General features: G+C 41.4%; 16 protein-coding genes. 10 read left to right on the forward strand and 6 right to left on the reverse strand.

The window, feature by feature from the left end; all coding sequences use genetic code 11:
* Positions 1 to 31: 31 nt before the first annotated feature.
* From SJPD1_RS03240 to SJPD1_RS03250, 3 genes are read left to right on the forward strand one after another with little or no spacing between them, the layout of a single operon-like run.
* Positions 32 to 601, forward strand: a complete 570-nt coding sequence (locus SJPD1_RS03240) for a hypothetical protein (RefSeq protein WP_096045939.1) — start codon at positions 32 to 34, stop codon at positions 599 to 601.
* Positions 602 to 659: 58 nt separating this feature from the next.
* Complete coding sequence (locus SJPD1_RS03245; protein WP_096045940.1) at positions 660 to 1,085, forward strand: ArsC/Spx/MgsR family protein; 426 nt, start codon at positions 660 to 662, stop codon at positions 1,083 to 1,085.
* Positions 1,070 to 1,369 (forward strand): hypothetical protein, encoded by a 300-nt coding sequence (locus SJPD1_RS03250; RefSeq protein ID WP_096045941.1) that lies wholly within the window; start codon positions 1,070 to 1,072, stop codon positions 1,367 to 1,369. The genes SJPD1_RS03245 and SJPD1_RS03250 overlap by 16 nt, the downstream gene beginning before the upstream one ends.
* Here the strand turns inward: SJPD1_RS03250 and SJPD1_RS03255 are convergent.
* A complete protein-coding gene (locus tag SJPD1_RS03255) occupies positions 1,366 to 1,950 on the reverse strand; it encodes a gamma carbonic anhydrase family protein (protein ID WP_096045942.1) in 585 nt (194 codons plus the stop codon). The genes SJPD1_RS03250 and SJPD1_RS03255 overlap by 4 nt on opposite strands.
* A gap of 101 nt (positions 1,951 to 2,051) precedes the next feature.
* Positions 2,052 to 2,975, reverse strand: coding sequence for an AEC family transporter (locus SJPD1_RS03260; protein ID WP_096045943.1), 924 nt, complete (start codon positions 2,973 to 2,975; stop codon positions 2,052 to 2,054).
* 107 nt (positions 2,976 to 3,082) lie between these two features.
* On the opposite strand from SJPD1_RS03260, the gene SJPD1_RS03265 reads away from it, so the two are divergent.
* Positions 3,083 to 3,565, forward strand: coding sequence for a HugZ family pyridoxamine 5'-phosphate oxidase (locus SJPD1_RS03265; RefSeq protein WP_096045944.1), 483 nt, complete (start codon positions 3,083 to 3,085; stop codon positions 3,563 to 3,565).
* A 71-nt stretch (positions 3,566 to 3,636) separates the two neighbouring features.
* Here SJPD1_RS03265 and SJPD1_RS03270 read toward each other — a convergent pair whose 3' ends face one another.
* Positions 3,637 to 4,221, reverse strand: a complete 585-nt coding sequence (locus tag SJPD1_RS03270) for a TetR/AcrR family transcriptional regulator (RefSeq protein ID WP_096045945.1) — start codon at positions 4,219 to 4,221, stop codon at positions 3,637 to 3,639.
* A gap of 104 nt (positions 4,222 to 4,325) precedes the next feature.
* On the opposite strand from SJPD1_RS03270, the gene fabF reads away from it, so the two are divergent.
* From fabF to SJPD1_RS03295, 5 genes are all read left to right on the forward strand, one after another.
* Positions 4,326 to 5,570 carry a beta-ketoacyl-ACP synthase II gene (gene fabF / locus SJPD1_RS03275; RefSeq protein ID WP_096045946.1) on the forward strand — a complete coding sequence of 415 codons (1,245 nt, stop codon included), beginning with the start codon at positions 4,326 to 4,328 and terminating at the stop codon, positions 5,568 to 5,570.
* An 8-nt stretch (positions 5,571 to 5,578) separates the two neighbouring features.
* Positions 5,579 to 6,595, forward strand: coding sequence for an epoxyqueuosine reductase (locus tag SJPD1_RS03280; protein WP_096045947.1), 1,017 nt, complete (start codon positions 5,579 to 5,581; stop codon positions 6,593 to 6,595).
* A gap of 20 nt (positions 6,596 to 6,615) precedes the next feature.
* Positions 6,616 to 7,368: an SDR family NAD(P)-dependent oxidoreductase gene (locus SJPD1_RS03285; protein ID WP_096045948.1), complete on the forward strand. Its 753-nt coding sequence runs from the start codon at positions 6,616 to 6,618 to the stop codon at positions 7,366 to 7,368.
* Positions 7,369 to 7,440: 72 nt separating this feature from the next.
* Entirely contained in the window at positions 7,441 to 7,875 is a 435-nt protein-coding gene (locus SJPD1_RS03290; protein ID WP_096045949.1) for a MarR family winged helix-turn-helix transcriptional regulator, read from the forward strand.
* A 116-nt stretch (positions 7,876 to 7,991) separates the two neighbouring features.
* Positions 7,992 to 8,387: a cupin domain-containing protein gene (locus SJPD1_RS03295; RefSeq protein WP_096045950.1), complete on the forward strand. Its 396-nt coding sequence runs from the start codon at positions 7,992 to 7,994 to the stop codon at positions 8,385 to 8,387.
* 68 nt (positions 8,388 to 8,455) lie between these two features.
* Here the strand turns inward: SJPD1_RS03295 and SJPD1_RS03300 are convergent, their stop codons facing one another.
* The 3 genes from SJPD1_RS03300 to SJPD1_RS03310 all read right to left on the reverse strand — a co-directional run bounded on the left by SJPD1_RS03300 (position 8,456) and on the right by SJPD1_RS03310 (position 11,804).
* Positions 8,456 to 8,980 (reverse strand): hypothetical protein, encoded by a 525-nt coding sequence (locus tag SJPD1_RS03300; protein ID WP_096045951.1) that lies wholly within the window; start codon positions 8,978 to 8,980, stop codon positions 8,456 to 8,458.
* A gap of 135 nt (positions 8,981 to 9,115) precedes the next feature.
* A complete protein-coding gene (gene thiC / locus SJPD1_RS03305) occupies positions 9,116 to 10,984 on the reverse strand; it encodes a phosphomethylpyrimidine synthase ThiC (protein WP_096045952.1) in 1,869 nt (622 codons plus the stop codon).
* A 403-nt stretch (positions 10,985 to 11,387) separates the two neighbouring features.
* Complete coding sequence (locus SJPD1_RS03310; RefSeq protein ID WP_096045953.1) at positions 11,388 to 11,804, reverse strand: chemotaxis protein CheX; 417 nt, start codon at positions 11,802 to 11,804, stop codon at positions 11,388 to 11,390.
* A 257-nt stretch (positions 11,805 to 12,061) separates the two neighbouring features.
* Between SJPD1_RS03310 and SJPD1_RS03315 the strand changes: the two genes are divergently transcribed.
* Complete coding sequence (locus SJPD1_RS03315) at positions 12,062 to 13,342, forward strand: amino acid permease (RefSeq protein ID WP_226372281.1); 1,281 nt, start codon at positions 12,062 to 12,064, stop codon at positions 13,340 to 13,342.
* Positions 13,343 to 13,408 lie beyond the last annotated feature (66 nt).

Genomic DNA, 13,408 nt, shown 5'->3' on the forward strand with positions numbered 1-13,408 from the left:
GCTTGGCTCTAAAGGCGTATAAAGGATTGAAATGGAAGACGAAGAGGCGTTTGATCTAAAGCATTTTGAGACGTTTTTAGGTGAATCGAACAGCGAAGGTGGGCATTGGGATAAGATCAAAAAGCGTACAGCAACCCTATTTCAAGTGCTCATTGATGGCGACTTGAAAGAGTTGGTGTTTGTGCTGAGGCATTACCCGCAGTACACCGAACTTGTGTGCGAACATTTTCGCTATTTGTACAACTATTCGGAACAGAGTGCGGACATCTTTGCTGCTTCCAAACTGTTGTACATGAGTGAAGCGTACCATCAAAAGCAATTTGTGCGTAACCTTTTGCGCAAGCTTGAAAAGATCGAAACACACGAACTCTCCCAGATTAAAACCTTAATTCTTTTTTTAGTAGAACATCAAGAGAGCTTGCATCCAATCATCATCAGTTACTATAAAACGGAGATTGTAGCGCATTTGAAAAGTGGCAATTACCATCTTTTGCAGCAAAAAATCATCGAAAAAGAGCTTTTGAAATTACATGTAAAGAGTGATTTTGACTTTGGTGCGAAAGATAGAGACGCCTCGTTAGATATTCCTTACATGGTTTAGGTTACAATCAGTATGGCATGACATTTGCATAGAGCCATGTAAACGCAAAGGAGTGATCATGTTTTCAACGACACCAAAGCACGTCATCTTTTACGAAAAGACAGGCTGTAGCGGAAATGCACGTCAAAAAGCACTTTTACGTGAATACGGTGTTTCATTTGAAGTGCGAAGCCTTTTGGACACGCCTTGGGATGTACCCACATTGGAGTCTTTTTTTCAAGGATTAACTCCCAAAGAGATGCTCAACCCTTTTGCGCCACAACTCAAAGAGGGAACGTTTACATTAGAAGATTACACCAAAGAGAGTCTTATCGAAAAGATGGTGAAAGAGCCTATTTTGATTCGTCGACCACTCTTACAAATAGGCGATGTTAAGCTCTGCGGTTTCGACATTGCAAGGCTGAATTTGCTTTTACATGTAAAGATGCCAACACCCCAAAATATCAACGCTTGTTTAAGCAGTGACGCATGCAACAATGCTTAGAGTACATCTGTCGGGAGTTTGAAAAAGTTAAAGACTATCTGCATGCACCAACCCCTGCTAAAGAGCTGATTATTAACAATCTTTTTGCCAATTTCATGCACTGCTTTTCGGAGTATCCGTTTGAGAAAAAGCGCTACCCCAAGGAGTTTTTAGAAAGTGCCAATCTTTATAATGCGGGTGATGTCGTGATGCTCAAACGTTTTGAAGATATTGGAATGCGTTATTTGCTGTTGAGTGATTTTTACGATTATGTAAAAATCACTCATTTGTACCGTAAAGTCTAGTCTTCCTTAAGGCTTGAGAGTTTAGCACAGAGCTTTTGTGTGACTCTTTTAGTGGTTGCTTCATCACGATCGAGTCCGTAAACACTGAGAGGAAAATTGAGAGGTTTTTGGATGCGCCAGATGCACTCATGCTCTTCTGTTGGAAGTATCTCCGCAGGATTGCCTACAGCGACCCAGCCAATAGGAACCATACTGCCCGGTTTGATGTGCGATTTGATGTGAACCACTGCTCCAATGCGAATTTCACTGCGCGCGCCGACATGAGAAGCATGTAAAACAGAGGCGCTGGTCGCAACAAATACTTCCTCTTCCAAAACACAGCCAACGACATGGGCATGTGGACCGATCAAACAGTTGTTCGCAATGGTTAAGGGGTGATTATCAAGGCTTCGAAGCACGGCATTTTCCATGATAACACACTCTTCGCCAATAGTAATTGACCCACCTTCTGCGATGATTTGCGCTCCAAACATGATGCGAACATTCGCACCGATGGTGACATTGCCATAGACCATGGCGTTAGGCGCTATATACGCGGTAGGGTCGATGCGTGGGGATACGCCTTGATGACTTGAGATCATACAGTTTCCTTTTGATAGCACAGATACGTGTGGGTGAGATAAAATAAACATGAAATTATACTGCTAAGCGAGGCAAATAAAGCTATAAAAAAAATAAATTTTTAGAGTGAAACGATATGAAAATAGTGTAAAAGATAGCTAATAAACATAAGATACGGGATGAAAATAAATGAAGTAAAAAAAACCAATGAAGCTACGTCAACAGGCTTGCAGTCGTAGATGGCGGCGACATTGATATTATTGAGTGCCAAAGGCATGATAAGCTGAATCAGTAAGATGGCTGCGACTAAGGGTTCGATGGGAAGCAGGTAAAAGAGTATCCAAGCACTGAGTAAAGGTGCGAAGATAAACTTCACAAGGTTTACATGTAAAAGCAATTTATAATTGAGCGCTTTGATTTTGACATTGCACAGATACATACCAAAAACGATGAGTTGAAGCACGATCATACAGTACGCACCCATCTCCAATGACTTAAAAATCGTCGGTGGAATCTGAACATGTGCAAAATTGAGCGCGAGGGCGATGAATGACGCCCAGATGACAGGAAGTTTAACGATGTTGAGCAGTGAAGCTTTGAGATTGGATGTGCCACCAGAGTAGAAGAAAACGCCCAAAGTGTAAGTCATAAAGGTATTGGCAACGCTGATCATACTGGTGTAGATGATGGAGTCTTCTCCAAAGAGCGCAATGCCCAAAGGAATGCCAAGATTGCCCGTATTGCCAAGGGCTACAGCGATGCTCATGATCGCTTTTTCTTTATCATCGCTAAAAAAAAGTCGCGCAAAAATATAGCCAAGAAAGATCGTTATACAAGAAATCAGCACATAATAAAACGGCACTTGCAGTAAAGAGAGCGTAATCTGTTTAGTAGAAAGCCCCCAAAAAGAAAAAATGGGATGCAGAAAATAGACGGTAATAATGCTCATGCCGCGCTCTTGTATCTGCTCTTTAAAGATTTTTTTTGCGATAAACCCAAAGAGAATAAAAACATAAATCGACAAGATTGCAACAACGATATTCATGGCAAAGACTCTTTACATGTAACGATTTTTAAAAAGGTATTGTAACGAAAATAAGAGCCAAAAGATTTACTCTTTCGTGCTACAATGAAATAAAAAAAGAAGACACCATGAAAGAGTTTATCGCCAACATTCAAACCGCCATCATCGGAACACTGGACGCAAAAGGAGACCCGTTTAGCTCGTACGCCCCTTACGTGTACGACAAAAACCGTTTTTACGTCTACATTTCCGACATTGCCACGCATGCCAAAAATATTCAACGAAATCCCAAAGCATCACTTTTCTTCGTAGAAGATGAGAGCAAGACCGAAAATTTATTTGCCAGAAAACGCGTCTCGTTGCAATGCGATAGCACCAAAATCGTCCGTTGGACAGAGCGTTTTGAAGAAGTGCTGGGTTTGTTTGCACAAAAATTTGATGCCAAAATGGTAAACACGCTCAAAAAAATGACCGACTTTAATCTGTACGAATTCAAAGTGACTTACGGCGAAGCAACCTTTGGGTTTGGTAAAGCCTATTTTGTCGGTGGAGAAAATATGGACGAACTCATAGCGCGAACGGGCGATAATCCACATCATGAGGCGAAGTAAAACGCTTTACATGTAAAGATAAAAACCTAGAAAAAGTAGCCTCATTTTGTTGACGTGAAATAAGCGCAGTCTTAAAAAAGATGTTGATTTTGCTTCAATACACTAAAAAGCGATTTGATTGTGTTGTCGTAGATTGCTTTATCTTTCATCGCTTTTGTCGATAAAATGGCTCCTTCGACTACACTGAGTATAAAGAGTGATAAATTGTACGATGAGGTGCATTCCAATTCATGGTGCTCAATGGCTTTGATAAGAATTTTTTCTATAGTCTCTCTAAGGCGTTCGTATCGTTCTTTCAATAAAAGCGCAAAATCGGCATCAATGTTGGACATCTCTTGTATGAGGTTGGCTAACGGACAGCCTCTTTCGCAAATAATAGGGTATGACGTCAGTAACATGGTTTGAAAATGCTCTAAATACAAAGAGTGATGGTTTAAAACATCTTCGTATCTGCTGCCAAAGACTTCCTTGGTTTTCTCTTTGATAGCGGCTAAAACCATCTCTTTTTTATTTTCAAAAAAATGATACATCGAGCCTTTATTCAATCCCGCTTTTTTTAATATTTTCAGTACAGAAGCCCCTTGATAGCCATTGGTATACACTTCTTCAAACGTAATTTCCAATAATAATGTTCGAGTATCTTTTTCTTTCGCCATTGCTTTCCTTTACAAGAATTATAGCAGAAAAAAGTTGACCTAAAGGTCAATAAATGTTATAATACTTGACTTCAAGGTCAAGAATAATTTTACAAAGGAATTTTATGAAAAGAGTCGTCATTACAGGAATGGATATGATTACACCTCTGGGGTATGACATGCAAACGTCATTTGACAATATTATCGCAGGGAAAAGTGGCATAACAACGATCAGCAATTTTGATGCAAGCTCTTTGCCAGTGCATTTTGGAGGAGAGATAAAAGCGTTTGATGCTTCTGCCATTATGAATCCAAAAGATGTTAAAAAAACAGATCGATTTATTCACCTCGGCATTAAAACGGCTATGGAAGCGTTTAAAGATGCGCATTTTTCAGAAGATGGTAGTATTGATTTTGAGCGTTTTGGCATTGTCGGTGCGAGTGCCATAGGTGGCTTGCCTCGCATCGAAGAGAGTGCTATCACCTTGCACGAGAAAGGCTCTTCGCGGATCTCTCCTTTTTTTATTCCGGCGTCATTGGTAAATTTATTAGGTGGGCATATTGCGATTATATTAGGACTCAAAGGACCAAATCTCTCCTCTTCAACGGCATGTGCCGCGAGCAATCATGCCATCAGTGAAGCGTGCCGAATCATCATGCTAGAGCAAGCCGACATCATGCTTGTCACAGGCTCTGAGTCCGCCCTTTGCGCTTTAGGCATTTCGGGATTTGCCTCCATGAAATCTCTCTCGACCCATAACGAAAATCCGCAAACCGCGTCACGACCGTTTGACAAACACCGAGATGGTTTTGTGATGGGCGAGGGGTCGGCAACCTTGGTTTTAGAAGAGTACGAGCATGCCATCAAACGAAATGCCAAAATTTACGCAGAAATTGTTGGCTTTGCGGAGAGTTGCGATGCCAACCATATCACCACACCCACCATTCAAGGCCCGTTACGGTCGATGCAACAAGCGGTTAAAATGGCAGAAAAACGGGATGCGAATTTTGCTTTGGATTATATCAATGCGCATGCAACGTCCACGCCTGTTGGTGATAAAAATGAAACCGAAGCGATTAAACAACTCTTAGCAGGGAAACCCATACCACCTGTCTCTTCCACCAAAGGTGCAACGGGGCATTGTTTGGGTGCTAGTGGCATGATCGAAGCGGTGATCACCGTCTTAGCGATGCAAGAGAGCATCTTACCACCGACGATTAACTACACAGAAACGGATTTGGAAAATCAGTGCGATTTGGACTATGTCCCCAATCAGGCACGTGCGCAAAAAATTAAATACGCCATGAGCAACTCGTTTGGTTTTGGTGGAACCAATGGAACGATCATTTTTAAAAATTTAGCGGTTTAGAGGAAAAGATGCAAACAATCGCCCAAGCTATACAGGACAAAGCGTATGAATTAGGGTACGAAAAGTGTGGCATTATCCCTTTAAGTATGATGCATGAATTTGAAGGTAAACTTGAAGAGCGTACAAGGAGTGTTCCTTCCTCATCTGGGTTTTATGAGCGTCAAAAACGCTTAATTGATCCTACGAAAACTTATCCTTGGGCAAAATCGATTGTCGTTGTCGCCGAGCGATATGGGCAGTATAAACTTCCGAGCACTCTTGCAGGGCATATCGGTAGACCCTATCTGTATGATGCACGGATTAATGAAAAAACCGAGGAATTTCAAAGAGGACTTTTGTTGGATGCGTATCTCAAAAGTTTAGGATTTCAAACAGCAACAGAGCGAAAGTTTGGCTTAGTAGGGTTGCGTTGGGCAGCGATGAAAGCGGGCTTAGGGATCATTCGTCGTAACAACTTTTTTTACACGGACTCAGGGTCGTGGGTGACGTTGTATGCGTGGTTGATTGATGAAGAGATGACGCTTGTGGAAACAAACACCTTACCTTCGTGTCCTGAAAAATGTCAACGTTGCATCACGGCATGTCCTACCAAATCACTTTCAGCTCCTTATACCATGAATCCAATGCGTTGCATCTCCTTTTTAACAACCTTTGGAGGGCGTGACCTTCCTCATGAACCTTTGGCAAAAAGCTTTGGCGCGTGTATTTACGGCTGTGATATTTGCCAAGAAGTGTGTCCTATGAATCACAAAAAACTCAGTGATGAAAAAGAGTTCCCCGAACTTTTAGCATTAGCACCTTTTCTTACACCTGAGCGCATTATGGAGATGGACGAAGATTTTTACCGTGAACATATTCAACCCAAGTTTTTTTATCTCTCACCGGATGATCTTTGGAAATGGAAAGTCAATGTGCTCTGCTTTATGCAAAATAATTATCAAGAAAGTTTTAGACCCTACATTTTAGAGGCTCGCAGTGCTTCACATGAAAAAGTTCGTGAGATGGCAAACAGTATAATCTTTTAATATCCCATAAAGGAGAAATTATGCAACGATTATTGGAAGGGAAAATCGCTCTTATCACGGGTGGAAGTTCGGGGATAGGTTTGGCGACGGCTGAAAAGTTTGTTAAGGAAGGTGCTTATGTGTTTATCACAGGGCGTGATGCTGTAAAACTCCAAAAAGCCGAACAGCAGATCGGTCATGATGTCGTAGCACTTCAAGGCGATGTCGCTGACATGGAGGATTTAGAAAAAATCTTCACTGCCATTCAAGCGCAAAAAGGCAAACTTGACATCGTTTTTGCCAATGCCGCCGCTGCTGAGACTTCGATGTTGGAGAACATAACGATGGAGCATTATTACCGTGTTTTTGATACCAATGTCAAAGGGACAATTTTCACGGTACAACGTGCACTACCACTGCTCAGTGATGGTGCAAGTATCATCCTCACCGCATCCAAATCAGCCGTGAAAGGACGAGCAGGCTTTAGCGTTTATTCTGCGTCCAAAGCCGCCATTCGCAATCTCGCACGCAGTTGGTTGCTGGAGTTAAAAAACCGTCACATTCGCGTCAATGTCATCAGCCCAGGCTCTACCGCAACCCAAGGACTTGGAGCGCTGTCAGGATCACCCGAAAACGTTGAATCTTTTTTTAACATCCTTAAAGAGCGCGTTCCTCTAGGCCGAATGGGACAACCCCACGAAATCGCCGCAGTGGTTGCTTTTATGGCATCAGAAGGTGCAAGTTTTATGAATGGAGCCGACATTCAAATAGACGGCGGTGAAGCACAAATATAGGTTTACATGTAAAGACAAAATAAAATCAGAATGAGCTTGACTTTAATTAGATATCTAATTATAATACTGCTTATGAAAAATCAAAGACTGATAGCGCTTTCGAGCCGATTGGCTGAAAAAGCCAATAAATTTATCATTGCAGAGCTCAAAAAATATGAACTCTCTGACATTGCACCCAGTCATGGCGATATCTTAAGCCTTTTGTTTGATGGTAACGCTTACGAAATGGGCGAAATTGCCAAAAGAATTCATCGAACCAAACCAACGGTGACGGTTTTGATTGAAAAACTTGAGAAGAGTGGTTATGTCGAGCGCATAAAATCAGATGATGACGCCCGTTTTACCCGTGTTTCTTTAACGGCAAAGGGATTTGAATTGAAGCCTTTGTTTGAAACAATTTCTGAGCAGCTGAACCAATGTGCCTACCAAGGGCTCACTGAAGCTGAAGCGATGTTGTTGGAAGTCTTACTTGAAAAAGCTGTCGTTAATTTTGAGAAGAGAGAGTAAATATTTATCTATTTAGTTAGATATCAAACTAAAATATCAGGAGGGCTTAACAATCGTTATAGACGCATTTTTAAAGTTTTACAAGAAATCATATATCACAAATAAAAGGAAAAATTATGAATCCATCAGGAAAAAATTATAGTGTTCGCTCTTTGGGTAATGTAACATCATTAGGTCGTATTGAACTACACGAAGCATTAAGTCTTACAGGCTCAGAAGTTACTATCAACGAACTTCCCTCCGGTGTGAGTGTGCCTTTTGTCCATGCCCACAAAAATAACGAAGAGGTCTACGTCGTTTTAAGTGGCAAGGGTTGGCTGTACATTGACGGCGATGAATTTGAGATCAAAGAGGGTGATGCCTTTAGAATTGACCCAAATGGAGCGCGTTGTATCAAAGCAGACAATGCCTCCGCGCTTCGTTTTATCTGCATTCAAGCTAAGGCAAACAGTCTTGAGGGATTTACCCAAACGGATGGAATTGCGGTTGATGTGAAACCTACGTGGCTATAAAGAAGAGATCATTTGCCCTTAAATTAGCAAGGGCAAATGTTTTACATGTAAAGGAGAAAGTTAAAAGCTTAACCCTGCCCACTATTCTTTTCTTTATAGATTTGAAATTCAGCTAAATACATTGAATGTATTTCTGGGGTATCTTCTAAGAATCTTATATCTGCTTCAATTTGTCCTCTTTTGTCTTTTATTTTATTATGTCGGCTTTGAATAATGCTAATCAGGTCATTATGGAGATTATTGTTAAACGTATCATAGTTTCTAATAATTTTTGTATCGTCAAGTTTTTTAATCCAGTATGATAAAGACTTAAAATGCTTTATTTGTGTAGAAAAATTTCGGCTATTTTTGAATAATAGATATTCTTGACTTATCATGGTATGTAAATCGTTTTTAGAGACTTTACGAAAAGAGTTTAATGTTCTTCTTGCATTACTTGAAGTTAAATATTCTTTATTTGTAAGCAATAATATTTTGTTAAATGATATTTTGTTTTTGTTATGTAAAATCATAATTCTTAATAATCTAAAAAATAAACGTATAAAAGCAAAACTTTTTTCTATTTTTTCTTCAATAGTGGTGTTGTTTTTCATTAAATAACCTTATGATAATGAAGCTGTCTATTTTGTGAAGTGTAACAAATATATTCTTAATATGTAAAGTTTATTGAGCAGTATTGTAGCGCAGAAATAAGGATTTAAGCCCTTGAACCCAAGGGCTTAAAATCTTTACATATAAATCTGTCCGCCACTCTCTTTAAAGTGTTCGGCTTGTTCTTCCAAGCCTTTCTCTAACGCAACATTCACATCTTCCGCACCGATTTTAGCAGCGTAATCTCTCACGTCTTGTGAGATTTTCATCGAGCAAAATTTGGGGCCGCACATGGAGCAGAAGTGGGCGACTTTGGCACTCTCGACTGGCAAGGTTTTGTCGTGGTATTCGCGCGCTCGGTCTGGGTCAAAACCGATGTTGAACTGGTCGTACCAGCGAAATTCAAAACGTGCTTTGCTCATCGCGTTATCGCGTATTTGTGCACCTGGAAAACCTTTGGCAAGGTCGGCGGCGTGAGCGGCGATTTTGTAGGCGATGATGCCTTCTTTCACATCTTCTCTATTTGGCAAACCTAAGTGCTCTTTTGGCGTGACGTAGCAGAGCATCGCCGTGCCGTACCAGCCGATCTGTGCTGCGCCAATAGCGGAGGTGATGTGGTCGTACCCCGGTGCGACATCGGTGACGAGCGGTCCAAGGGTGTAGAAGGGTGCTTCAAAACAGTCCTCTAACTCTTTGGTCATATTCTCTTTGATCTTTTGCATCGGAACGTGACCCGGTCCTTCGATCATCACTTGAACATCGTGTTTCCATGCGATTTTGGTGAGTTCTCCCAAGGTTTCAAGTTCGGCAAATTGCGCTTCATCGTTGGCATCATAGAGCGAGCCGGGACGCAAGCCATCTCCGAGTGAAAAGGCGACATCGTAGGCTTTCATGATGTCACAGATTTCCTCAAAATGGGTATAGAGGAAATTCTCTTTGTGATGGTGCAGACACCATTTCGCCATGATGCTACCACCTCGAGAAACAATGCCCGTCAGGCGTTTTGCCGTCATTGGAACGTATGCCAAGCGCACGCCTGCGTGAATGGTAAAGTAGTCCACCCCTTGCTCGGCTTGCTCGATGAGGGTATCACGGAAGACTTCCCACGCAAGGTCTTCTGCAATGCCATTGACCTTTTCTAGGGCTTGATAAATCGGCACGGTTCCGATAGGCACAGCAGAGTTGCGGAGTATCCACTCTCTGGTTTCATGGATGTTTTTACCTGTGGACAAGTCCATCACGGTATCGCCACCCCACCTTGTTGACCAAAGCATTTTCTCGACTTCTTCTTCGATGGATGATGTCGTAGCGGAGTTACCGATGTTGGCGTTGATCTTGACCATGAAGTTACGTCCAATGATCATCGGTTCGGCTTCGGGATGGTTCACGTTGAGCGGAAGAACGGCGCGACCTGCGGCGATTTCTTGGCGGACAAATTCAGGGGTGTAAATCTCAGGCAAGTTTGCACCAAAATGCTCGCCTTTGTGCTGAGAGCCTAAGAGTTTGTTTTGACGAGCCACTTCAAGGTTGCAGTTTTCACGAATGGCAACATACTCCATCTCTGGGGTGATAATGCCATTTCTGGCATAGTGCATTTGAGTGATATTTTTCCCCTTCATCGCACGACGAGGTTTTTTGAGATTAGGAAAGCGAAGGGCGTTTAGTTCAGCGTCATCGTGGCGTTTGTGAAAATAAACAGAGCTAAAATCTTCCAGTTGCTCCGTGTCCGCACGTTCTTCGATCCATTTCGCACGCAGTGGATTTAAGCCTTTGTGAAGGTCAATTTTGACATTGGGGTCGGTGTAAACGCCTGAAGTGTCGTACACATGAAGCGGTGGGTTTTCCTCAAAGCTACCATCGCGTAGCGAAGTTGGGCTAAGCGTAATTTCACGCATCGGGACTTGAATGTCAGCTCTTGTGCCTTGGATGTAAATTTTCTTGGAACTTGGGAAGTTTTGAATGTAGGATGCGTCTATTTTTTCGAGGTTATCGAGTACTTTACTCATGAGTGTATCTCCTTATTTCCTACGCTGGCATTACCCAGATCAGGTTCGTGAAACCGCATTAACGGTTTCTTGGGGTGTGATCTCAGCTTTTTACAGCACCCCCACAGACTATAGACTTCTTTCATAACCCATTGAAAAAAGAGTATCGTCCATAGCACATCACTTTTCAAAACTAAAAACATCGCCATAGCTACGGCTATGACTCAATTTTGAGTTTTAAAAATTAACGCACTTTGAACAAACTCTTTATTTTTTCAAGAGTTATGAAAGAAGTCTAACGGTAAACAATTAAAAAAGAAGTTGATTATACAGAGCTATGCAAAGAGGTGACTTAAGAAAAAAAGTTGGATTGGGAAAAGTAAGAATTTAGTAAAGATACGTTTCGATTGTTTACATGTAAAGCTTATCGGCCTATGACAAAGGTGCTGTTGTTGATGGTATAGAGTAAAGATTCTTCCAGTTTGATAGGCAAAGGAGCAGAGACATTGCCTAAAAATTCAGGCATATTGAGTTGATAGTCGCTGTTAGGGTTTTGTCCTTGGAGAATGACTTTAGCAGAGCCGATAATTTGATTGGCGATCTCTTTGAGGAGGTCATCCAAGTCATCTTCGCAGAGATTTTCTTCAAAGAGGAGATTTTTAGCAATTTCGTTCAGCGTTGCTTTCTCAAAAAAGAGATACCAAATATGCTCACACTCATTTTCGATCAAAGCAATGGCAGAGCCATAAAATTGTCCGCCTAGATTTTCCACAAAGTGTGGAATTTCACATAAAATAGTTGAACAAAAGTTTTCAGTCGCTTTAATTACAGCTTGCTTCATTGCTAACCCTTTAATATGCGCTATTGGCACATTATAGATTAATATAATTAAATTATGTATTAAAGAAAATACTCAGCAGAAATGTATTTTCAAAAAGGGATAATTCTTTACATGTAATCACTTTTTATATCAACAGTGGCGATAATTTTTTTGAAAAACGCTACAATGATGCTTCGATTTTTTATAGAGTAAGGGAATTTTATGCATGCAAAAGGGCTTTCACGAGGCTTGAAAAATAGACATGTCCAACTTATTGCATTGGGCGGAGCTATTGGAACAGGCTTGTTTTTGGGGTTTCTACAACCGTTCAACTTACAGGTCCCGCGGTACTTTTAGGGTACGCGTTGGGTGGATTTATTGCATTTATGATTATGCGACAACTGGGCGAAATGGTCGTCGAGGAGCCCGTTGCCGGCTCATTTAGCCATTTTGCAAACAAATACTGGCATCCGTTTGCGGGCTTTGCATCGGGTTGGAACTACTGGATTTTGTATGTTTTAGTCGGTATGGCAGAACTGACCGCCATCGGTACGTTTGTACACTTTTGGCTTCCCAATGTTCCGACATGGGCATCGGCGGCATTTTTCTTTATTTTGGTCAACCTTGTCAATTTAGTGAATGTTCGTATTTACGGTGAATTTGAGTTTTGGTTTTCCATCATCAAAGTAGCGGCGATTATTTCCATGATCGCGTTTGGTAGTTACTTACTCATCAGTGGAAACGGTGGTGAGACGGCTCATTTTAGTAACCTTTGGGCACTAGAGGGTGGCTTTTTCCCACATGGTATCAAGGGTTTTTTAATGGCGATGGTGTTCATCATGTTCTCCTTTGGTGGACTTGAGCTGATCGGTATTGCCGCTGCTGAGACAGATGATCCAAGTCATACGATTCCACGCGCAACCAATCAAGTTATTTACCGTATCCTCATCTTTTACATTGGCGCACTGGCGGTTCTTCTTTCTCTCATGCCATGGATGAACATGACCAAAGATGTGACCCCATTTGTCATGGTATTTAGCAGTTTAAATGAAAACTTTGTCGCACATGTACTCAACGCCATCGTTTTAACAGCGGCACTTTCCGTCTACAACAGTGGCGTTTATTCTAACTCCCGTATGCTGTTTGGCTTAGCCGCGCAGGGTAATGCTCCTAAAATGCTGATGAAATTAAACGACAAAGGTGTTCCTGTTAATGCCGTACTTTTCTCTGCACTGATTACGGGTAGTTGTGTTGCGCTGAACTATTTTATGCCAGAAGATGCGTTTAAATTTTTAATGGCACTCGTGGTCTCTGCATTGGTCGTAAACTGGTTTATGATCAGCTTTGCGCACCTCAAATTTCGTTATGCGAAGATCAAAGAGGGTGTTGTTCCTAAATTTAAAGCGTTTTGGTTTCCTATTGGCAATATTATCTGCATTCTTTTCTTTGCGATGATCTTGGTTATTATGCTGTTCATTGATGGCATTAATATCTCTGTTTATCTTATTCCTGCATGGATCGCACTCCTTGCGCTTGGGTACAAACTTTCTCGCAAATAACCTCTTGGTCTTTACATGTCAAAGTATTTACATGTAAAGACCACTTTCTTGTGGTAACTCTTCGTT

It is taken from the genome of Sulfurospirillum diekertiae (assembly GCF_002309535.1).
GTDB classification, from domain to species: Bacteria; Campylobacterota; Campylobacteria; order Campylobacterales; family Sulfurospirillaceae; genus Sulfurospirillum; species Sulfurospirillum diekertiae.